This window comes from Bacillus sp. JJ864, from assembly GCF_036963045.1.
In the GTDB taxonomy this organism is placed as follows: Bacteria; Bacillota; Bacilli; order Bacillales; family Bacillaceae_G; genus Bacillus_A; species Bacillus_A pseudomycoides_C.
Genome location: NZ_JBALLY010000044.1, coordinates 4849 through 25895, shown reverse-complemented (window position 1 = coordinate 25895; position 21047 = coordinate 4849). Strand labels below are relative to the sequence as shown.

The window sequence follows — 21047 nt, the reverse complement described above, 5'->3', positions numbered from 1 at the left end:
CATCTAGGATTCGTTCTTACTTCTCTTCTTTTACTTTTAATTGTAAGTAAAGCTCTTCAAGCTGCGTGTCTGCGACTGGGCTTGGCGCTTCTGTTAATAAGCAGCTTGCGCTTGCTGTTTTCGGGAAAGCAATTGTATCACGAAGGTTCGTACGACCTGCAAGTAACATGACAAGGCGGTCTAAACCTAATGCAATTCCTCCGTGCGGCGGTGTACCGTATTCAAATGCTTCTAGTAAGAAGCCGAACTGCTCTTGTGCTTCTTCTTGTGAGAAACCAAGTGCTTTAAACATTTTTTCTTGTACGTCACGCTCGTAAATACGAAGTGAGCCGCCGCCAAGCTCATAACCATTCAATACAAGGTCATACGCTTGTGCACGCGCTTTTTCTGGCGCTGTTTCTAATAGTTCTACATCTTCACGGAATGGCATTGTGAATGGGTGATGCGCTGCGAAGTAACGATCAGCATCCTCATCATATTCAAGAAGCGGCCAATCTGTTACCCATAGGAAGTTAAACTTGCTTTCATCAATTAACTCAAGTTCTTTACCTAGACGTAAACGAAGGGCTCCTAAGCTGTCTGCAACAACGCTCTTCTTATCAGCAACGAATAATAATAAATCGCCAGCATTCGCTTCTAACGTGCTCATAAGCGCATTTGCATCTTCTTCGTTAAAGAATTTTGCGATTGGTCCTTTTAAACCGTCTTCTTCAACTTTTAACCAAGCTAACCCTTTTGCTCCGTATACTTTAACGAATTCTGTTAATGCATCGATATCCTTACGAGAATATTTGCTCGCTGCACCTTTTGCATTGATTGCTTTTACTTGTCCACCGCTCTCTACAGCGCTTGTGAACACCTTAAATCCGCAGCCTGTCGCAAACTCTGATAGGTCAATCAGTTCCATCGCAAAGCGTGTATCAGGCTTATCAGAGCCGTAGCGTGCCATTGCATCAGCATATGTCATGCGCGGGAATGGTACGCTCACCTCTAGACCTTTTGCTTCTTTCATCACTTTTACCATCATACGTTCCGTCATTTCGAGAATTTCTTCTTGCGTTAAGAATGATGTCTCAATGTCGACTTGCGTGAATTCTGGCTGACGGTCTGCACGTAAATCTTCATCACGGAAGCAGCGTGCTACTTGATAATAGCGCTCAAATCCGCCGACCATAAGAAGCTGCTTAAATAGCTGCGGAGATTGCGGCAATGCATAAAATTCACCTTCATGTACACGGCTTGGTACTAAGTAATCACGAGCTCCTTCTGGTGTGCTTTTCGTTAAAATTGGTGTTTCTACTTCTAAGAAATCTTCATTATCTAAGAAGTTACGAATTGTTTTCGTTACGTCGTGACGCATTTTGAATGTGTTGTACATAACAGGACGACGTAAATCTAAATAACGATATTTTAAGCGTACATCTTCTGATGCATCTGTATCATCTGTAATCATAATTGGTGTTGTTTTTGCTGCATTTAGTACGTTTACTTTCGCCCCGTGTACTTCAATGCGGCCTGTAGCCATATTTTCATTAATTGCACCAGCTGCGCGTTCAACAACTATACCTTCTACATGCAGTACGTATTCACCGCGAATTGTTTCTGCTACTTCTAACGCTTCTTTAGAAGTTTCTGGGCTAAATACAACTTGTACAATACCTGTACGGTCACGTAAGTCAATGAAAATTAATCCGCCTAAATCACGGCGCTTTTGTACCCAACCTTTTAATTGAACCGCTTGTCCAACTGCTTCTACTGTTACTTTTCCGCATGCATGCGTTCTTTCAGCCATTTTCTTTTCCCCCTATAGTGACTTTTCTGCTACGTAAGAAGCAAATACATCTAACGCAACTTCTTCTTGTTCGCCCGTTGCCATATCTTTTAAGTTGATAATGCCTTTTTCTAATTCATCATCACCTAATACAGCTACATATTTTGCACTTAGACGATCCGCTGATTTAAACTGCGCCTTCGTTTTACGATCTAAGTAATCTTTCTCAACCGCTAATCCAGCCTTACGAAGATCAAAGACAATTTTTGCAGCATGATCTTTCGCCTTTTCACCAAGCGCTACAACATAACAATCAATGTGATGAGCGATTGGTAACTCAATATTCTCAGCCTTCAGTGCCATAATTAAACGTTCGATACTCATCGCAAAACCAATACCAGGCATTTCTGGTCCACCGATTTCTTGTACAAGTCCGTTGTAACGACCACCGCCGCTTAACGTCGTAATCGCCCCAAATCCTTCTGCTTCGCTCATAATTTCAAATACAGTGTGCTGATAATAATCTAAACCACGCACAAGGTTTGGATCTTTCTCAAATGGAATACCCATCATTGTTAATAGTTCTTGTACTTTTTCATAGTACGCGCTTGATTCTTCGTTTAAGTATTCTGTAATAGATGGCGCTGTACTCATTAGTTCATGATTGCGATCTTTTTTACAATCTAAAATACGAAGTGGGTTCTTCTCTAAACGAGATTGGCAATCTGAACAAAACTCACCGATGCGCGGCTCAAAGTGTGCAATTAATGCATCGCGGTGCGCTTTACGGCTCGCTGCATCACCTAAGCTATTTAACACAACTTTAATATTTTTTAAGCCCATGCCGCGATAAAACTCAACAGCAAGTGCAATCACTTCTGCATCAATTGCTGGGTCATTACTGCCAATTGCTTCAATACCAAATTGAACAAATTGACGATAACGTCCTGCTTGTGGTCTTTCATAACGGAACATCTGCCCGATATAATATAATTTCGTCGGCTGCGTAGCATCACCGAACATTTTATTTTCTACATAAGAACGTACAACTGGTGCAGTTCCTTCTGGGCGAAGTGTTAAGCTGCGCTCCCCACGATCTTCGAATGTGTACATTTCTTTTTGAACGATATCTGTCGTATCCCCAACACCGCGTAAAAATAATTCAGTATGCTCAAAAATTGGTGTGCGAATTTCTTTATAGTTGTAACGACGACAAATTTCACGTGCTTGTCCTTCAATATACTGCCATAGTTCCACAGTACCAGGAAGGATATCTTGCGTTCCGCGTGGGATTTGAATAGACATATTCAGTTCCTCCTCATTTTCTCAATAATAATAAAAATAAAAAAACTCCCGCCTCTACTGATTATACAGTAGGGACGAGAGTATAATACCCGTGGTGCCACCCTAATTGAAGCACGTATGCTTCCACTTTTTTAATAACGCTTAAATTGCGTTCGACCTCTACTAAGCACTATGCTTTTCAAGACGAAACCTACAGAGTGTCATTCGATCAGTCATCATGCAGAAATGTTTTCAGCCCCAGACATTCCCTCTCTTTTCATGTGTCTCTCATCTACTCTTCTCTATCATCGGTTTATAACATATGTAACTGTAAAAAATGAATTTGTTTACTACTATACGGTTATTCACAATTATTGTCAAGATTCTCAAGAACGTCCGAGATGCTTCTTTAAAGTTTTCACATCTTTTAAAGAAATCCCAAATTCAGAAGCAAGTTCGAGCGATGTATTTTGCTGTTCTTTTGAAATAAACTCATGAAAATTCACATTAAACAATTGGTTCGCTCCGTTAGTAGCAGAGTTTCCCTTTTCATTCATACGCATACGTATATCCCTCACATTCAATAGTGGAATTCTAATGACTATTGTTCCATATTGATGTAAGGGTTATACGTTGTTACAAAAAAGAGAGGAAAACACATCCCCTCTCTTCCATCATCATTATTTACTCTCTACAATCAATGTCACCGGACCATCATTAATAAGCTGAACGTCCATCATTGCTCCGAACCGTCCTGTTTCTACATGCAGTCCTTGTTTGCGAAGTTCTTCGTTAAAGAAATCGTACAGGCGCTCTGCATAGTCAGGTTTTGCTGCATCCATAAAGTTTGGGCGTCTTCCTTTTCGGCAATCTCCGTATAATGTGAATTGTGAAATGGAAAGAACTTGTCCACCAACGTCTAATACAGAATGATTCATTTTTTCGTTTTCGTCTTCAAAAATGCGTAAGTTTGCAATTTTTTCAGCGATATACGTTGCATCTTTTTTTGTATCTTCATGGGTGATTCCAACTAAAAGTGTTAAGCCGAAAGGAATTTGCCCTACAACTTCACCTTTTACTGTTACAGATGCTTCTTTTGATCGTTGTAAGACAACTCTCACTTCTCTTCACTCCTTATTAATGCATCATGCGGCGCACCGCATAAATTTCCGGAACCCGTTTAATGCGCTCGACAACCTTTTTCAAATGCTGTAAGTTACGAATGGAAATAGACATATGAATCGTCGCCATTTTGTTGCGATCACTTCTTCCTGAAACAGCTGAAATGTATGTTTTCGTTTCTGTTACAGCTTGCAGTACTTCATTTAGTAAACCGCGGCGGTCATATCCTGAAATTTCAATATCAACATTGTATTCAATTTCTTTTTCTGGGCTGCCTTCCCACTCTACTTCTAACAGTCTTGCCTGCGCTTCTTCTGTATGAACATTTACACAGTCTGTACGGTGAATCGAGACACCGCGTCCTTTTGTTATATAGCCAATAATCTCATCGCCTGGAACTGGATTACAGCACTTCGATAAACGGATAAGCAGATTATCCGCACCGCTTACTTTCACACCAGAATCCCATTTGCGAATTTTCATTGGTTTACGAACTTCTTTTACTTCTGTTAAATCTTCTTCACGTTGCTTACGGAATTTATCTGTTAAGCGCGTCACAATTTGCGATGCGGTAATTCCGTTATATCCAACAGCTGCAAACATGTCTTCTTCATTTGCAAAATTAAATTTCTCAGCAACACGCTTTAAGTTATCAGGTGCTAATACTTCTTTCATCTCATACTCAAGGCCTCGCACCTCTTTTTCAACAAGCTCGCGGCCTTTTTCAATATTTTCATCGCGGCGTTGCTTTTTGAAATATTGACGAATTTTATTTTTCGCATGTGATGTTTGCGCTAATTTCACCCAGTCCTGACTCGGACCATACGAGTGTTTAGATGTTAAAATTTCAATGATGTCGCCTGTTTTTAACTTATAATCTAGAGTGACCATTTTACCGTTTACTTTTGCACCAATCGTTTTATTCCCGATTTCAGAATGAACGCGGTAAGCAAAGTCAATTGGTACAGAGCCAAGCGGCAATTCCATGACATCTCCTTTTGGCGTAAAGACAAACACCATATCAGAGAATAAATCAATTTTTAATGATTCCATAAATTCTTCTGCATTCGAAGCTTCGTTTTGCCATTCTAAAATTTGACGGAACCATGTTAATTTTTTCTCAAGCGTACCTGTTGTTTCAGCAGCTTTTCCTTCTTTATATGCCCAGTGTGCCGCAATTCCGTATTCGGCAATTTCATGCATTTCTTTCGTACGAATTTGCACTTCAAGCGGATCGCCTTTCGGTCCAATTACTGTCGTATGCAGCGACTGATATAAGTTCGCTTTTGGCATTGCGATATAATCTTTAAAACGGCCCGGCATCGGCTTCCAGCACGTATGAATAATACCTAGAACGGCATAGCAATCTTTAATACTATTTACGACAACACGAACAGCTAACAAATCGTAAATTTCATTGAATTGTTTATTTTGCATTGCCATTTTTCGATAAATGCTATAAATATGCTTCGGACGACCAGAAATCTCTGGTTGAATTGCAACTTCTTTTAATTTGTCGCGAATTCCCGTCATAACTTCATCTAAATATTCTTCGCGTTCTGCACGCTTACGTTTCATTAAGTTGACAATACGATAATATTGCTGCGGATTTAAATACCGAAGCGCTGTATCTTCTAGTTCCCACTTAATCGTATTAATTCCAAGCCTGTGTGCTAATGGTGCGAAAATTTCTAATGTTTCATTTGCAATGCGGCGCTGTTTTTCTTGTGGTAAATGTTTCAATGTTCGCATGTTGTGAAGACGGTCAGCAAGCTTAATTAAAATAACACGAATGTCTTGCGCCATTGCGATAAACATTTTCCGATGATTTTCCGCCTGCTGCTGTTCATGAGATTTGTATTTAATTTTCCCAAGCTTCGTTACACCATCAACAAGCATCGCAATCTCTTTTGTAAATTCACGTTCAATATCTTCTAATGTTACATCTGTATCTTCTACTACATCATGTAAAAATCCCGCAGATACAGTAGACGGATCCATGTGTAAGTCCACTAAAATTCCTGCTACTTGAATGGGATGGATAATATATGGTTCACCTGATTTTCGGTATTGCTCGCTATGCGCTGCGCGTGCAAATTCATAGGCGCGCGCAACAAGATCTATATCATCATCTTGTAAATATTGCCCTGCTTTTTCCAGTACCTGCTCAGCTGTTAGTACTTGTTCATTCGCCATCTAATCACCTTTTATTGAAGATTCATAATCTTTTTCCTTGCCAATTAGAATAATTTTTATCTTACCATTATAACGTAATGATTGTGAATTGTGAAAAGGAAAAGATTTTACAGACATTTCATTTTACTTTTTTTCGATACATATATAAAAATACCCGTTCCTCTCAAAGAGATTCACGGGTACTCCGCATGTTGCCCTGTTTACGATTAATATTGTTCTAACACTAATACGTCATAGCCATCTAACATTTTACGGCCATCTAAGTAAGTAAGCTCTACTAAAAATGCGATACCTGCAACAACACCGCCAAGTTCTTCTACTAGCTTAATTGTTGCTTCAATTGTTCCACCTGTAGCTAATAAGTCATCTGTAATTAATACGCGTTGACCTGATTTGATTGCATCTTTATGAATTGTTAACACATCTTTACCATACTCTTTACCATACTCTACTTTGATTACTTCACGTGGCAATTTACCTAATTTACGAACCGGTGCAAAGCCTACCTCTAATGCATAAGAAACTGGACATCCAATAATAAAACCACGTGCTTCTGGTCCTACTACAAGGTCGATATCTCTTTCTTTTGCATACGCAACGATTTCATCAGTTGCTGCTTTATATGCTTGTCCATCGTTCATTAAAGGTGTGATGTCTTTAAAGACAATACCTTCTTTCGGATAATCTGGTACGATTGCAATATGTTTCTTGAAATCCATATTTATGAATCCTCCTCGAATATAAAAGAGTTGTAAATACAAGTCCTTTACCCTAACTGTTCTACTTCTTTATGATTACGAATCGTTTCAAACCATGCATATAACTGCTGATATGTGCTATAAACCAGTTCCTTTTCTAATTGTAATTGGTTTATTTTCTCACGATACGTGTTTGATTCGGTTAAATCACGCTTTTTCATTTCTTCTGCCATAAAAATGACACCGTCTTTTATTGTAACAAATTCTAACTCAAAAAACACCTGTGTCATGAAATTTACTGTATCTTTTGACCAGCCTTTATGACGGCAAAGCTGCTCTCCATATTGACGAAGTGAAAATGGTGCTTTTTGTTGCAGGAATGAAAAGTACCATTTAAAATGCTCTCTCGTAGGAACCGTACTAAATAAATGATTATTTTCTTGATAAAAAACAGTATAAACGCGGGCTGGGAATCCTTTTTCACATATGTGCTTTAAGTCTTCTGTCGCATCTGGTAAATCAAGAATAACAGCGTAGCGACCTTCTAATGTTGTCACATCTTTCGCCTGTATTGCATAATCTTTATATGCTTCTAACGAAAACTTTTGCAGTGCTTCTTCCTTAAAATACACGATTGTCAGTTTATCACTTGAAAGATCCGCTAAATTCGTTTCTACATTACGCATGCTGCGCCAATCAAATAATTGCCAAGCTTCTACAGCAATGTCTTGAACCATAATTTGTGGTTTACGGAAATTATTCCATTCGTTAATAGAAGCTTCTCCGACAATCGATACTTGCGCTACAGGAGAAATTTCTTTTGCGAATACCCCGAAACCAAAGCCAATACTATCTAATGTTGCTTGTCCATCACGAAGTGTCATTTTCAAATGCGAGCCATCGGAACCAATGGCACGAATACTTTCTAGACTTGCATCTTTCACAGCGATGCGCGGCTTTGGATTTCCAACACCGAACGGAGCAAGCTTTTGCATTTCTTCTATTGCAGCAAGTGTGACATCTTCCACTTTACACACGACATCGACCGTAGTAACTGGAATAAAATCTTCATCCGATAACAATGCAGCAGCTTGCTCGTTTAAACGGCGGCGCAGTTCATCGACATCCTCCATACTAAGAGTCATACCAGCCGCCATTGGATGACCGCCAAAATGCGGTAATATATCACGGCAATCTGATAAATTCGCGTATAAATCAAAACCTTCAATACTACGAGCTGAACCTTTTGCTGTGCCTTTTTCAGGATCAATACTTAGGACAATTGTCGGCCGATAAAAGCGATCTACGAGCTTCGAAGCAACAATCCCAATTACGCCGGGATTCCACCCTTCTTTTGCCAACACTAATACTGTATTCTCTTCTGGTGGATAATGTGTTTCTACTTCTGCAATCGCTTCTTCTGTAATTTGCTTTACAATATCTTTTCGTAATTTGTTTAGTTCATCAATTTCTTGCGCGAGTTCTTTTGCCTCTTCAACGTCTTCTGATAATAGTAAATGAACAGCCGGAGCTGCATCTTCTAATCGTCCGACTGCATTAATGCGTGGTCCGATTGCAAATCCAACACTCTCTTCTGTAATTTCACCTTGCGAAATATTCGCAACTTTAAACAGCGCTTGTAATCCCACTCGCTGCGTCGCTCGCAGCTTTTTCAAACCACGCTGCACAAGCAGACGATTTTCACCATAAAGAGGTACTAAGTCGGCTACTGTACCAATAACAGCAATTTCTAATAAATGTTCTGGTACGTTGCCAAGCAAAGCATGGGCAACTTTAAACGCAACACCAACACCTGCTAAATAGTGAAATGGATATATACCATCCTCTAACTTCGGATGAATGATAGCCAAAGCTTCCGGCAATTCTGGCGGCGGCTCATGGTGATCAGTAATAATTAAATCAATACCAAGCTCCTTCGCAACTTGCGCCTCATGAACAGCAGCAATCCCTGTATCAACCGTAATAATAAGTGAGAAACCAGCGCGATGCGCCCAGCGAAACGCTTCTTCATTCGGTCCATATCCTTCTGTAAATCGGTTCGGAATATAAAACTCTACATCCGCTCCGAGTTCTTGTAATGCTAAAAATAAAACGGTTGTACTACTAACACCGTCCGCATCATAGTCACCGAAAATTAAAATTTGTTCACCGTTTTGAATCGCTTGGCGAATGCGCTCTACAGTACAATCCATACCTTCAAGTAAAAAAGGATCGTGAAATTCTTGCTGCTCTGTATTTAAAAAATCCACAATCTTTTCTTCTGTATCTAAACCTCTATTTAATAATAACGAAGTAACAAGAGATGACAATTGAAGTTTGTTTGCCAATTGTTCTACATGCTCCTCATTATTATCCTTTTCTTTCCAACGCGTCTTCGGTTGTAACACGAAATCACCCCTTAACCTGTCTATTATACAAGACAGACTAAGGGGTGACAATCCAATGACACTTCTATTTTCGAAGTGTCATTCTCCTAAAACAGTTACTCGAACCAATCAGACTCTTAGGGGGCCATTCCTTTTCAGATATGAATCCATGTTGATTTTTCAACTTATAGCAGAAAAAGGCCCTGACCGCTTCTACGCATGACTAGATGCTTTCGCCCACCTAAAAAAATGGTTGTATGTCGTTTTTTCATTTTGACTTATATAGATCAATCAGGAGAGTATGGATTAATGTGAACGAAAACATTTTGTACATGATCTTGCTGCATGAGCACCTCTTTCACGCGTTTACCAATGCGATGTCCTTCTTCTACCGAAATGTATGGATCAACAGACACTTTAATATCAACGATGACATAATGTCCATGCTCTCTTGCATATAGCGAACCTATTTTCTTAATTCCTTCCACTTGCATAACCGCTTCTCTCATCGGAATAACATCTTCCTCATGAAGCACATGATCCAGCGTTGTATGAATCGCTTCTTTTCCGATATCCCAAGCCATCTTTATAACGAGTAAAGATACAAATAAACCGGCAACTGGATCGGCATATACAAGCCACTCCACCCCCAATTTATCCCCTATAATTGCTGCCCCAATACCAATTAAAGCCGCAATTGATGAAAATACATCCGAACGATGCTCATATGCGTTTGCAATAATAGCATCACTATTTATCCTTTTGCCTAACTGATATTTATAACGAAACATCCCTTCTTTCACAACAATAGAAAGAAGTACAGCAATCACAGTAATCCAGCGCGGAGGCTCGAGCACTTCTGTAAAAGCTTTAACAGAAGAAACAACAATTTCAATTCCAACAATAAATAGGAGAACAGCTACAATAATTGCAGAAATAGATTCTGCTTTCCCGTGTCCATATGGATGATCCTCATCAGGCGGTTGCTTTGCTGCACGCAGTCCAAAGAAGACTGCTAATGAACCGATCACATCCGAACCAGAATGAACTGCATCTGCCATAAGCGCCTTACTATTTCCAATATATCCAATAACTGCTTTGACAATCGCAAGCACAATATTGCCGATAATTCCAATAATTGCCCCAAATTCCGCTTGTTTAAAACGTTCATCTTTTTCCATAATCGAAACCCTTTCTTTCATCAACATACACTTGATCACGCACTAACCCTTACTCTATTCTATCCCAGAACAAAAAAAGAAATGCCTGCAAAGAGGCATCTCTTTTCATTCAAATTCAAATGATTTTTTCTTATACTTGCGGTTCAGATGTCTTTACTTCTACTTTCTTCTGACCTTTTCCTTTTTTCAAACGGCGGTTTTCAAGCATCAGCCAAATTTGGGATGCAACGAAAACAGAAGAGTAAGTACCAACAATTAAACCGACCAATAACGCAATTGAGAAGTTACGTAATGACTCACTGCCGAAAATTAATAACGTAATAACAGGCAGTAACACTGTCATAACCGTATTAATTGAACGACCAATTGTTTGGCGAATACTCGCATTCACAATCTCTTCTAAATCGCTTAACGTGCGAATTTTTTGTTTTTGTTTGTATAGCTCGCGATTTCGGTCAAACGTAACAATCGAATCGTTAATAGAATAACCGATAATTGTTAACACCGCTGCGATAAATGTTAAATCAACTTCTAGATGAAGTAAACTAAACACAACAATAATAAAGAATGCATCGTGCAGAAGTGCTAATACTGCTGATAATGCATATGTGAAGCGGAAACGAATGCTCACATATAAAATGATAACAGCTGATGCAATCAGCACAGCAATTAGTGCATTTCGTGCAATTTCTTTCCCGATTGTCGGTGAAACTGTACTTACGTTTGGCTCTGTACCATATTTATCGTGGAAGACTGTTTTTACTTTCGAAATATCATCTTTTGATAATACACCAATTGTACGAACCGCAAATCCTTTATTATCATTACCTGTTGGCACGATATCTTCTTGCTTCACATCTACTTTCAAATCATGCAATTCTTTTTGTACTTGTGATACTGTTATTGCTTGATTTGTTTTAATATCCATGCGCGTACCACTTTCAAAATCAATACCAAGATTCAATTTAAAAATCGGTAAAATAATCGAACCCGCAATCATGACAACAACTGAGAACCAGAAGAATTTATGTCCGATACTAACAAAGTTAATACGGTCAAATTTCGTTGGTGCATGTTCTACACCTTTTGATAACGGAATAACTTCCTTCGGTTTTACACCAAAGTAAGCATATTTTTTATCAAAGTAACGGCTCTTCACAAGTAAGCCAAGTAAGAAACGTGTACCATATACGTTTGTGATAAAGCCAACTAAAATACTTACAATTAAACTTGTCGCGAATCCTCTAACAGAACTTGTACCATATGCAAATAATACACCGGCTGCTGCAAGTGTTGTAACATTTGCATCTAAAATGGTTGATAATGAACGCTGATTCCCTGCACGATATGCCGATAACATCGATTTTCCGATGCGCAGTTCTTCTTTCAGCCTTTCATATGTAATTACGTTTGCATCAACCGCAATTCCAACCCCGAGCACGAGCGCTGCTATACCCGGCAATGTAAGAACCGCGTGCATCCAATTAAATACAAGTAACGTTATGTAAATATATAAACCAAGCATAATTACCGCTACTAGACCAGGTAGACGATAGAACACAAGCATAAATAAGAAAATAAGCGCTATACCGATTGCACTAGCAAAAATTGTTTTTTGCAGTGCTTGCTCACCAAATTTCGCTCCAACAGAAGTAGAGTATATTTCTTTTAAATCAACAGGAAGTGCTCCGGCATTTAACAACTCTGAAAGTTGTTTTGCGCTCTCTACTGTAAAGTTCCCACCAACAATAGATACTTCCGCTTGGTTAAATACTTGACTCACGGTAGCTGCTGATAAATATTTCGGTTTTGGTTTCGCTGCTTCTGCTTTGTAAGAATCTTTTCCTTCTTCAAAGTCAAGCCAAATTACCATTAAATTGTTTGGCTTCATGCTTAATACTTTCTCAGTCACTTGACGGAATTTATCAGCACTCTTTAACTTTAAGCTAACACTTGGTCGACCTTGCTCATCGAACGTTTGCTTTGCACCGTTCGTTGCTAAGTCCGCACCGTCCATAAGGATGTTATCATTTACATCACGAAATGTTAATTTCGCTTGAGTTGATAATACATCTCGCGCTTGCTGTTGATCTTTGATGCCGGCAAGCTGCACACGAATGCGATCATTTCCTTCAATTTGGATATTCGGTTCACTTACACCAAGAACGTTTACACGTTTTTCAAGTGCGCCAACCGTACTCACAAGAGTATCCTTGGTAACTTTATCCCCTTTTTTCGCTGGCTTTACTTCATATAAAATTTCAAAGCCGCCTCGAAGATCAAGTCCGAGGTTAATTCCTTTTGTAATGTTTTTTGTCGTTGCTCCAATGATTCCTCCAATTAATAACACAACGAGGAAAAAGGCAACGATTCTGCTACTTCGCTTTGCCATATGTTTCTTGTTCCTCCTTTGAACAAAAGCGCTTGTTCCAAAATTACCTCTTTATCAATACTCATTATTATACTGCAAGAGGAAGAACAAACCAATTACAACCTTATTATTTATTTTCATATTCATCAAACGACCAAAGCGGTGCTTGATACGCCTTCAGCGTTAAATATGTCATATAATCGCTAGCTGTTAACGTTAACACATCATTTACAAGCTCATACAATCTGACATTGGGCCCTACTTTTTTCCACTTTTTATTCTTTAAACATTTCCATACGTCTTCTAGTGTAACACGATCATAGCCGAGCATTTGAAATTCTTCCACCTTACTGTCCAAAACGATTTGTAATTGCTCTCGATACGCTTCTACTAATGCCTCTTTCTCAGCCATTTCTAGCTCATCTCCCTCTGATCTCACGTTCCTCATTTCAAAAGCTTGTCATGCTTATCTTATTCATGCATATAAATTATTGTAAATCATTCCACTGATTTTGAGAAGGTAGGAGAAAACGATGACGAAACAAACCTTTTTACGAGGTGCCTTTATTTTAATGTTCGCTGGTTTTATTACAAAAATATTAGGCTTTATTAACCGCATTGTGATGGCACGTATTTTAGGCGAAGAAGGTGTTGGACTATATATGATGGCTGTTCCAACATTTATATTAGCTATTACCATTACACAAATCGGCCTTCCAGTTGCCATCGCAAAACTGATTGCTGAAGCAGAAGCTACACATGATAAACAACAAGTTAAAAAAATATTAACCGTTTCATTAGCCATTACCTCAGTCATTAGTATTCTATTAACAATCGGAATTATGCTTCTTGCTCCTTTACTAGCAGAAACATTACTAACTGATAAACGAACCTACTATCCATTAATCGCTATTTTACCAGTTGTACCTGTCATTGCCGTTTCCTCTGTGCTGCGCGGTTATTTCCAAGGGAGACAAAACATGAAGCCGAGTGCCTATGCACAAGTACTAGAACAAGGCGTTCGTATTACCATTATTGCCGTATGTATTCGCTTTTTCTTACCATACGGAGTGGAATACGCCGCAGCAGGTGCCATGCTCTCAGCTGTACTTGGAGAAATTGCTTCTTTATTATTTTTATTAACATTATTTCAAAGAGAAAAACACCTTACCATTCGTCCCCATTTTATAAGTACTGTAAAAGAAAGTAAAAGCACCTTTTATTCTTTAATGGATATTGCACTTCCTACAACGGGAAGCCGCTTAATTGGATCTATTTCTTATTTTTTCGAACCAATCGTTGTTATGCAAAGTTTAGCAATTGCCGGAGTTGCAGCTTCTATCGCAACGCAGCAATACGGTATATTAAATGGATATGCCTTTCCACTTTTGTCTCTTCCAGCCTTTATTACATATGCTCTTTCCACGGCACTTGTGCCCTCTATTAGTGAAGCAAATGCCAAAAAACAGCGCCGTTTAGTAGAGCATAGATTACAGCAAGCAATGCGCATCTCTCTTATTACAGGTGGCTGGTCTGTCGTCATTTTATATGTATTCGCTTCGCCCATTTTAACGCTTATGTATGGTTCCGATAGTGCTACACTTTTCATTCAAGTGCTTGCACCTTGCTTTTTATTTCACTATTTCCAAGGACCACTCACTTCCGTATTACAAGCTCTAAATTTAGCACGAGCTGCCATGATGAATACATTTATCGGAGCAATCGTGAAATTACTTGTTATTTTCGTCTTGGCCTCGCAACCACAGTTTCAAATGATGGGCGTCGCTCTTGCAATTGCAGCCAATATTGTTACAGTTACTTTACTTCACTATGCAACTGTCTTAAAAAAAATTACATTTACTATTTATATAAAAGATTATATATACGGTTTACTTGCTATTATCATCACCGGAGGAGTAGGTTACTACATACATAAACACATGATCTTCTCACCTTCACTTGGCATGCAAACATTATGGGAAGTACTATCTACTTCGATACTATATGTATTTCTGTTAATCCTTTTTCGCATTATTCGAAAAGAAGAATTACTAAGGCTTCCTATTCTTCGTAAACTTTCTTTTTTAAAATAAAAACAGCTATCAAAATAAATTCGATAGCTGTTTTTATTTAATAAACTACAGCGGCTTTTTATAATAGACAAGCGTTGTACAATCATTCAATCTTTTCCTAACACCAGTCTGTACAAAACCCATTTTTTCATACAGATAACAGTTCCGTTTTTCCTCTAAAATTGTTGCTAACTCCCAACTTGTTGCTTGCGGGAACATCTCTTCTAGTAACAACATTACTTTCTGAGCAATTCCTTTTCCTTGATACTTTGGAAGAATGAACATAGGACTAATCCAAAATTCAGTTGTCTTTTCTTTCCAAACTACACATACAGCACCAACAACGCTCTTATTGTACATGATTTTATAAAATCCACCGTTCGGATTAGTAATTCTCGTAATGACTCTATCAAGCTTCTCGTTTGCCGGATTCGTATTATAATCTTGATATATTTCCAATAACGGCAGAAAAGCCTCTACTTGCATCGTATAAATCAGTTCCGCATCAGAGACGGTTGCTTTTTCTAGTGTGACTCCCATATCATTCACCCCAAATTAGACTTCATTGCTCTTTTCTATTCGACATAGTTTCATGAAGTCCTGTTTGGAGTATATCTTTACTCATCTTTTACATCCACAAAAAACTGACCGTTTTGAAAACTACAATATGAAATATTTTCAATATCCTTATATCCTAATTTCTTTAACTTATCCTCCAGCCAAATATCGGTATGCTCCATCATGTATAAATGCTTTTTCTGAATTTCTCCATCAATAATAAGCGGAACTGAAAATAATGGTGTGTCATTTTTACTTTTTTTACTTTTTTGTTTTTCAAATACTGATAGTCTTCCCGATGGCTCTAAAATCGCATACTCGACATCGCGTATATCACCGATACTTTGCTCACGTAATTGCATAAGTAAATCATCCATGTTGTAACGCTGTTTACGCATTTGCTTTTCATCAATTTTCCCCTCACGTACAATAATAGCCGGCTCTCCTTCTAATATGTGACGAATGCGCTGATTTTTTAGGGAGATAAAGGATAACACAATTTGAATGACCATAATAAGCACCATCGGAACGAGTTGATGCCAAATTGCCTTATCCATATTTTCAATTGCAATAACCGCCATTTCACCAAGCATAATAAACACAACTAAGTCTAAAACACTTAATTCACCAATTTCGCGTTTTCCCATCAGCCGAAAAATAATTAACATCACACTGTATAAAAGAATTGTTCGAAAGACAATTTGAAGTAGTTCCATCTTCCCTTTCCTTTCTCATTGCAATTTCTATACATTAGTTTCCCCACACAAAAAGAAACTAGTCTAACTTAGCAAAAGAGGAAATATGCTTGTATTAGAAAGGAGAGATGCTCTATGGATGGAACGAAAAAATTATCAATTGCAGTTGGATTCGGCATCGTTACCTTACTTATTTTTGCTTGTCTAGCAAGTATCATCATTGCTTTATTATTGAAATTTACAAACATAAATGAAGGGACTTTATCTATCGCACTTCTTGTCCTTGCAATTGTGTCGACGGTAATCGCTGGATTTGTTGCTGGAGTAAAAGCACAAGGAAAAGGATGGTTTGTCGGTGGATCAACTGGAGTCATATTTGCTATTCTCGTATTTCTTGTAAATTATTTAGGCTTTTCATCGGCGTTATCGAACGCACAGCTTCTATATCAACTTGTCATTATTGCGGCAAGTACAATTGGGGGCATACTTGGGGTCAATATCGGTAAGCGGACAACATATTAAACATAGAAGCTGTCCCCAAAGATTACTACATAACGATCTTTTTGGGACAGCTTTTATATTTTTGCCTGTATAGAAATTAAAAAGATCCAAGAAACCTTACATACCCCCCTTAAATATGCATAATTGCATATTTATCGTTTTATTTATATATTGAAATTTTATTTATTCGCTATACAATTAAGATTGTGAAAAACGCAACAAAATTCAGCGATGCTTCTCCAGCACTCTGAATCAACTAGACATTCTATCACAAACTTTTTACTACTATACAAGGAGGAAATCAACTTGAAAAACATCTTTAGTTGCATGATCGCTTTCATGCTTATTTTTACTTTTTCTTCATCAGCATTTGCTCATGAACACCCAGGTTATTCTCATGATTCTACAATAGGATATGAAAATCCAAATTGGATGAAGAGCATTAACGATAATACGGAATTAAATCAATTATCAATTCCAGGTACACACGATTCCATGGCTTATAGTACTTCATGGAGCGCCCCAGCCGATATCGTCCATACACAATCTATGTCATTAAAAACGCAATTACATTCTGGAATTCGTTTTTTAGACATTCGTTGTAAATATACGGATGGAGCTTTTGCAATTCATCATGGCCCTTATTATTTGAATGCAATGTTTGATGACGTCCTAAATGAGGTTACTGCATTCTTAAAAGAAAATCCAAGTGAAACAATTCTGATGCGAGTGAAACAAGAATATAGCTCCGAATCAAATGAAGTATTTACTAACACACTTCGCGGATATATGGATAAATACCCTGGATTCTTTTGGGATAGTCGATACGGCACAATAACTAACCCTAAACTAAAAGAAATGCGTGGTAAAATTGTAATTCTTCGCGATGTTGGTGGATCAAATATTGGTATTAATTATGCTTATCTTCATAAGCAAGATAAATATTCTCTGTCTACAAACTGGGATTTATATTCTAAATGGGAATCTGTAAAAGGACACCTGGAAGAAACAAATCAGGATTACCTAAATGGTTATCAATATAAATCTATAAATTATTTAAGTGGTAGCGGCGGTTCATTCCCATACTTTGTAGCTAGTGGACATAGTAGCCCTGGAACGTCTGCACCTCGCCTAGCTACTGGCCTTACTACTCCTGGTTGGAATAGTTCGTATCCAGACTTCCCAAGAACAGGTTGTTTTTTAGGGATTTGTACCATTTCATTTGAAGGAACAAACGTGTTAACAACTGATTATATAGCGAATAAAAAACCAGCATATACAGGAATTATTGCTGCTGATTTTCCTGGTAAAGGCTTAATTGAAAATGTAATTAATTGTAATAAAAAAATAAACTAAAAAAGCATCTCGACTACATTTCATAAGTAAAAATCTACCAGATAAATCAATTATATTTTCTCGTTATTATTTATTGATTTGGCAATACTTAGTTTTATTTTTAAAAAAGGTGCCCTAAAAGTAATATTTTAGGGCACCTTTTGCATTAGTTTTTCACAACTTCACGAATTGCGCTGCGATCAAATGTAAGGTGTGAACCACCAGATTTAATCACAATCGTTGTATCGGTTACAGATTCAATTGTACCGTGCAAGCCACCAATTGTTACGATTGTATCGCCTTTTGTCAGTTCGCTTTGCATTTGCGCTACAGCCTTTTGACGTTTTTGTTGCGGACGAATTAGTAAGAAGTAGAAAATCGCAAACATCGCAATGATCATGACAATATTCATCATACCTGGATTCATCTTTTATTCCTCCTTAATTATTATGTATTAGAAGTTTTTAGCATTCGGTTTATTAAAGCCATATTGTTCAAAGAACTCCTCACGGAAATCTCCAAGGCGGTCTTCACGAATGGCTTGTCTCACCTGCTCCATTAATTTTAACAGAAAATGCAGGTTGTGGTAAGACGTTAAACGAATTCCGAATGTTTCATCACATTTCATTAAGTGACGAATGTACGCACGTGAATAGTTTTTACATGTATAACAATCACAATTCGGATCAAGCGGACCAAAGTCTTTCGCAAATTTTGCATTTTTTACAACTAAACGGCCTTCACTTGTCATACACGTACCGTTTCGTGCAATACGAGTTGGAAGTACACAGTCGAACATATCAATACCGCGGATTGCACCATCAATTAACGAATCTGGTGATCCGACGCCCATTAAATAACGCGGCTTGTTATCAGGAAGAAGCGGTGTTGTAAATTCAAGCACACGGTTCATAATATCTTTCGGTTCCCCAACGGATAAACCGCCCACTGCATAACCTGGGAAATCCATTGAAACAAGATCGCGTGCACTTTGACGGCGAAGTTCTTCAAACTCTCCGCCCTGTACAATACCAAATAAACCTTGATCCTCTGGACGCTGGTGCGCTTTTAAACAACGCTCTGCCCAGCGGCTCGTACGCTCTACTGATTTTTTCATATACTCAAATGTTGCTGGAAACGGCGGACACTCATCAAATGCCATCATAATATCAGAACCAAGTGCATTTTGAATTTCCATTGCCTTTTCTGGTGATAGGAATAATTTATCCCCATTTAAGTGATTGCGGAAATGAACGCCTTCCTCTTCAATACGGCGAAAGTCACTTAAACTAAATACTTGGAAACCGCCAGAATCTGTTAAAATCGAACGATCCCAGTTCATAAATTTATGTAAGCCACCTGCCTCACGTACAATTTCATGACCAGGACGAAGCCATAAATGATACGTATTACTTAAAATAATACCCGCATCCATTGCTTTTAACTCTTCTGGTGACATTGTTTTTACTGTCGCAAGTGTTCCAACTGGCATAAAAATCGGCGTTTCAAATGAGCCGTGTGGTGTATGAACACGCCCTAAACGTGCGCCCGTTTGTTTACATGTTTTAATTAATTCATAACGTATTGCTGTCATATCTTTACTCCTTTTTTATTTCTTCTCTACTTGAGAGTGAGAGGCAACAAACATCGCATCACCGAAGCTAAAGAAACGATATTTTTCTTTCACCGCTTCATTGTACGCATGAAGAACATTTTCTCTTCCTGCAAATGCACTCACAAGCATAATTAAAGTTGACTTTGGCAAATGGAAGTTTGTAATTAAACCATCAATCGCTTTAAATTCATATCCTGGATACATAAAAATATCAGTCCAGCCAGAAGCCTCGCAAATCTTGCCATTATTATCTGTTGCAATCGTTTCAAGTGTACGCGTTGATGTTGTTCCAACAGTAATAATACGACCCCCTTCTTGCTTCACACGATTTAGAAGGTCTGCCGTTTCCGCTGACATATGATAATATTCCGCATGCATATGATGCTCTTCAATTGTTTCCGCTGAAACCGGTCTAAATGTCCCAAGACCAACATGAAGCGTAATAAACGCTAATTGAATGCCTTTTTTCTTCAGTTCTTCTAACAGCTCTTCTGTAAAATGAAGCCCTGCTGTTGGCGCAGCTGCTGAACCAACTTCACGTGCAAATACCGTCTGATAACGGTCACGGTCTTCAAGCGTTTCTTTAATATACGGAGGAAGTGGCATTTCACCAAGCTCATCTAAAATTTCATAGAAAATACCGTCATATGAAAATTCCAACTGACGTCCGCCTTGTTCGCCAGTTCCGACACATATTGCTTTTAATTTTCCTTCTCCAAAAGAAATTATCGTTCCTTCTTTCACACGTTTCGCTGGTTTAACAAGCGTCTCCCAAGTATCTCCATCTTCTTGCTTTAATAAAAGCACTTCAATATGTGCACCTGTATCTTCTTTTACACCGTGCAAACGAGCAGGCATTACTTTCGTTTCATTTAAAACTAAGCAATCACCTTCATGTAAATAAGAAAGAATATCCGTGAAATGTTTATGCTGAATCTCACCAGTTTCACGATCTAACACCATTAATCTTGATGTTTCCCGCTCTTCAAGTGGTATTTGTGCAATGAGTTCTTCTGGTAAATGAAAATCAAACAGATTAATATCCATAACTTATGTTCACCTATTTCTATTTAAATCGATTTATTACGTACATAATAAAAGATAGTACAATACTTATCACAATACACGTAATGACAGGAAAATAAAAGGTAACGTTTCCCTTTTTCACAAAAATATCGCCTGGAAGCCTACCTATAAAGTGAAACTTCCCTCAGTGGGGGTTTTCTTCATCCCCCACTGAGGGTTAGTTGAACCAATCGGG

The 21047-nt window shown here is 38.3% G+C and carries 18 protein-coding genes, 1 pseudogene and 1 other annotated feature; of the genes and pseudogenes, 3 read left to right on the top strand and 16 right to left on the bottom strand.

Annotation, left to right across the window (positions count from 1 at the left end; genetic code table 11):
- Positions 1-16: 16 nt before the first annotated feature.
- The 10 genes from aspS to V7024_RS08205 form a co-directional block, all read right to left on the bottom strand.
- A complete protein-coding gene (aspS, locus tag V7024_RS08250) occupies positions 17-1792 on the bottom strand; it encodes an aspartate--tRNA ligase (RefSeq protein WP_335518158.1) in 1776 nt (591 codons plus the stop codon).
- A 12-nt stretch (positions 1793-1804) separates the two neighbouring features.
- Complete coding sequence (hisS, locus tag V7024_RS08245) at positions 1805-3076, bottom strand: histidine--tRNA ligase (protein ID WP_335518155.1); 1272 nt, start codon at positions 3074-3076, stop codon at positions 1805-1807.
- A 67-nt stretch (positions 3077-3143) separates the two neighbouring features.
- Positions 3144-3373: a binding site (T-box leader), on the bottom strand.
- 68 nt (positions 3374-3441) lie between these two features.
- Positions 3442-3618, bottom strand: a complete 177-nt coding sequence (locus V7024_RS08240; protein ID WP_020060835.1) for a hypothetical protein — start codon at positions 3616-3618, stop codon at positions 3442-3444.
- Positions 3619-3735: 117 nt separating this feature from the next.
- Positions 3736-4176: a D-aminoacyl-tRNA deacylase gene (dtd, locus tag V7024_RS08235; RefSeq protein WP_335518152.1), complete on the bottom strand. Its 441-nt coding sequence runs from the start codon at positions 4174-4176 to the stop codon at positions 3736-3738.
- Positions 4177-4192: 16 nt separating this feature from the next.
- On the bottom strand, positions 4193-6373 hold the full coding sequence (relA, locus tag V7024_RS08230) for a GTP diphosphokinase (protein WP_335518150.1): 2181 nt from the start codon (positions 6371-6373) through the stop codon (positions 4193-4195).
- 206 nt (positions 6374-6579) lie between these two features.
- On the bottom strand, positions 6580-7092 hold the full coding sequence (locus V7024_RS08225; RefSeq protein ID WP_335518147.1) for an adenine phosphoribosyltransferase: 513 nt from the start codon (positions 7090-7092) through the stop codon (positions 6580-6582).
- A 47-nt stretch (positions 7093-7139) separates the two neighbouring features.
- On the bottom strand, positions 7140-9479 hold the full coding sequence (recJ, locus tag V7024_RS08220; protein ID WP_335518144.1) for a single-stranded-DNA-specific exonuclease RecJ: 2340 nt from the start codon (positions 9477-9479) through the stop codon (positions 7140-7142).
- 266 nt (positions 9480-9745) lie between these two features.
- Complete coding sequence (locus tag V7024_RS08215; protein ID WP_335518141.1) at positions 9746-10639, bottom strand: cation diffusion facilitator family transporter; 894 nt, start codon at positions 10637-10639, stop codon at positions 9746-9748.
- A gap of 130 nt (positions 10640-10769) precedes the next feature.
- Positions 10770-13031: a protein translocase subunit SecDF gene (secDF, locus tag V7024_RS08210; protein ID WP_335518138.1), complete on the bottom strand. Its 2262-nt coding sequence runs from the start codon at positions 13029-13031 to the stop codon at positions 10770-10772.
- 106 nt (positions 13032-13137) lie between these two features.
- On the bottom strand, positions 13138-13422 hold the full coding sequence (locus tag V7024_RS08205) for a post-transcriptional regulator (RefSeq protein ID WP_098915131.1): 285 nt from the start codon (positions 13420-13422) through the stop codon (positions 13138-13140).
- Between the two features lie 121 nt (positions 13423-13543).
- Between V7024_RS08205 and spoVB the strand changes: the two genes are divergently transcribed.
- Positions 13544-15103: a stage V sporulation protein B gene (gene spoVB, locus V7024_RS08200; RefSeq protein WP_335518135.1), complete on the top strand. Its 1560-nt coding sequence runs from the start codon at positions 13544-13546 to the stop codon at positions 15101-15103.
- Positions 15104-15148: 45 nt separating this feature from the next.
- On the opposite strand, the gene V7024_RS08195 is transcribed toward spoVB, so the two are convergent.
- Positions 15149-15622 (bottom strand): GNAT family N-acetyltransferase, encoded by a 474-nt coding sequence (locus tag V7024_RS08195; protein WP_335518132.1) that lies wholly within the window; start codon positions 15620-15622, stop codon positions 15149-15151.
- 77 nt (positions 15623-15699) lie between these two features.
- Positions 15700-16356, bottom strand: a complete 657-nt coding sequence (locus V7024_RS08190) for a DUF421 domain-containing protein (protein WP_335518129.1) — start codon at positions 16354-16356, stop codon at positions 15700-15702.
- A 114-nt stretch (positions 16357-16470) separates the two neighbouring features.
- On the opposite strand from V7024_RS08190, the gene V7024_RS08185 reads away from it, so the two are divergent.
- Positions 16471-16857, top strand: coding sequence for a TIGR04086 family membrane protein (locus tag V7024_RS08185; protein ID WP_098915139.1), 387 nt, complete (start codon positions 16471-16473; stop codon positions 16855-16857).
- A gap of 285 nt (positions 16858-17142) precedes the next feature.
- Entirely contained in the window at positions 17143-18192 is a 1050-nt protein-coding gene (locus tag V7024_RS08180; protein WP_335518124.1) for a phosphatidylinositol-specific phospholipase C, read from the top strand.
- A gap of 145 nt (positions 18193-18337) precedes the next feature.
- Here V7024_RS08180 and yajC read toward each other — a convergent pair whose 3' ends face one another.
- From yajC to V7024_RS08160, 4 genes and pseudogenes are all read right to left on the bottom strand, one after another.
- Positions 18338-18598 carry a preprotein translocase subunit YajC gene (gene yajC, locus V7024_RS08175; protein ID WP_335518122.1) on the bottom strand — a complete coding sequence of 87 codons (261 nt, stop codon included), beginning with the start codon at positions 18596-18598 and terminating at the stop codon, positions 18338-18340.
- 27 nt (positions 18599-18625) lie between these two features.
- The gene (tgt, locus tag V7024_RS08170) at positions 18626-19765 is read right to left on the bottom strand and encodes a tRNA guanosine(34) transglycosylase Tgt (protein ID WP_035434333.1); all 1140 of its coding nucleotides are present in this window, start codon (positions 19763-19765) and stop codon (positions 18626-18628) included.
- 15 nt (positions 19766-19780) lie between these two features.
- Positions 19781-20833, bottom strand: a complete 1053-nt coding sequence (gene queA, locus V7024_RS08165) for a tRNA preQ1(34) S-adenosylmethionine ribosyltransferase-isomerase QueA (protein ID WP_335518118.1) — start codon at positions 20831-20833, stop codon at positions 19781-19783.
- A 19-nt stretch (positions 20834-20852) separates the two neighbouring features.
- A pseudogene (locus V7024_RS08160) lies at positions 20853-20984 on the bottom strand (DUF2905 domain-containing protein); the annotation flags it as partial.
- Positions 20985-21047 lie beyond the last annotated feature (63 nt).

Bases quoted from the DNA above. Each gene is read 5' to 3' on its own strand.
- aspS (WP_335518158.1), bottom strand. From the start codon at position 1,792: ATGGCTGAAAGAACGCATGCATGCGGAAAAGTAACAGTAGAAGCAGTT.
- hisS (WP_335518155.1), bottom strand. From the start codon at position 3,076: ATGTCTATTCAAATCCCACGCGGAACGCAAGATATCCTTCCTGGTACT.
- V7024_RS08240 (WP_020060835.1), bottom strand. From the start codon at position 3,618: ATGCGTATGAATGAAAAGGGAAACTCTGCTACTAACGGAGCGAACCAA.
- relA (WP_335518150.1), bottom strand. From the start codon at position 6,373: ATGGCGAATGAACAAGTACTAACAGCTGAGCAGGTACTGGAAAAAGCA.
- V7024_RS08225 (WP_335518147.1), bottom strand. From the start codon at position 7,092: ATGGATTTCAAGAAACATATTGCAATCGTACCAGATTATCCGAAAGAA.
- V7024_RS08215 (WP_335518141.1), bottom strand. From the start codon at position 10,639: ATGGAAAAAGATGAACGTTTTAAACAAGCGGAATTTGGGGCAATTATT.
- secDF (WP_335518138.1), bottom strand. From the start codon at position 13,031: ATGGCAAAGCGAAGTAGCAGAATCGTTGCCTTTTTCCTCGTTGTGTTA.
- V7024_RS08205 (WP_098915131.1), bottom strand. From the start codon at position 13,422: ATGGCTGAGAAAGAGGCATTAGTAGAAGCGTATCGAGAGCAATTACAA.
- spoVB (WP_335518135.1), top strand. From the start codon at position 13,544: ATGACGAAACAAACCTTTTTACGAGGTGCCTTTATTTTAATGTTCGCT.
- V7024_RS08195 (WP_335518132.1), bottom strand. From the start codon at position 15,622: ATGGGAGTCACACTAGAAAAAGCAACCGTCTCTGATGCGGAACTGATT.
- V7024_RS08190 (WP_335518129.1), bottom strand. From the start codon at position 16,356: ATGGAACTACTTCAAATTGTCTTTCGAACAATTCTTTTATACAGTGTG.
- V7024_RS08185 (WP_098915139.1), top strand. From the start codon at position 16,471: ATGGATGGAACGAAAAAATTATCAATTGCAGTTGGATTCGGCATCGTT.
- yajC (WP_335518122.1), bottom strand. From the start codon at position 18,598: ATGAATCCAGGTATGATGAATATTGTCATGATCATTGCGATGTTTGCG.
- tgt (WP_035434333.1), bottom strand. From the start codon at position 19,765: ATGACAGCAATACGTTATGAATTAATTAAAACATGTAAACAAACGGGC.
- queA (WP_335518118.1), bottom strand. From the start codon at position 20,833: ATGGATATTAATCTGTTTGATTTTCATTTACCAGAAGAACTCATTGCA.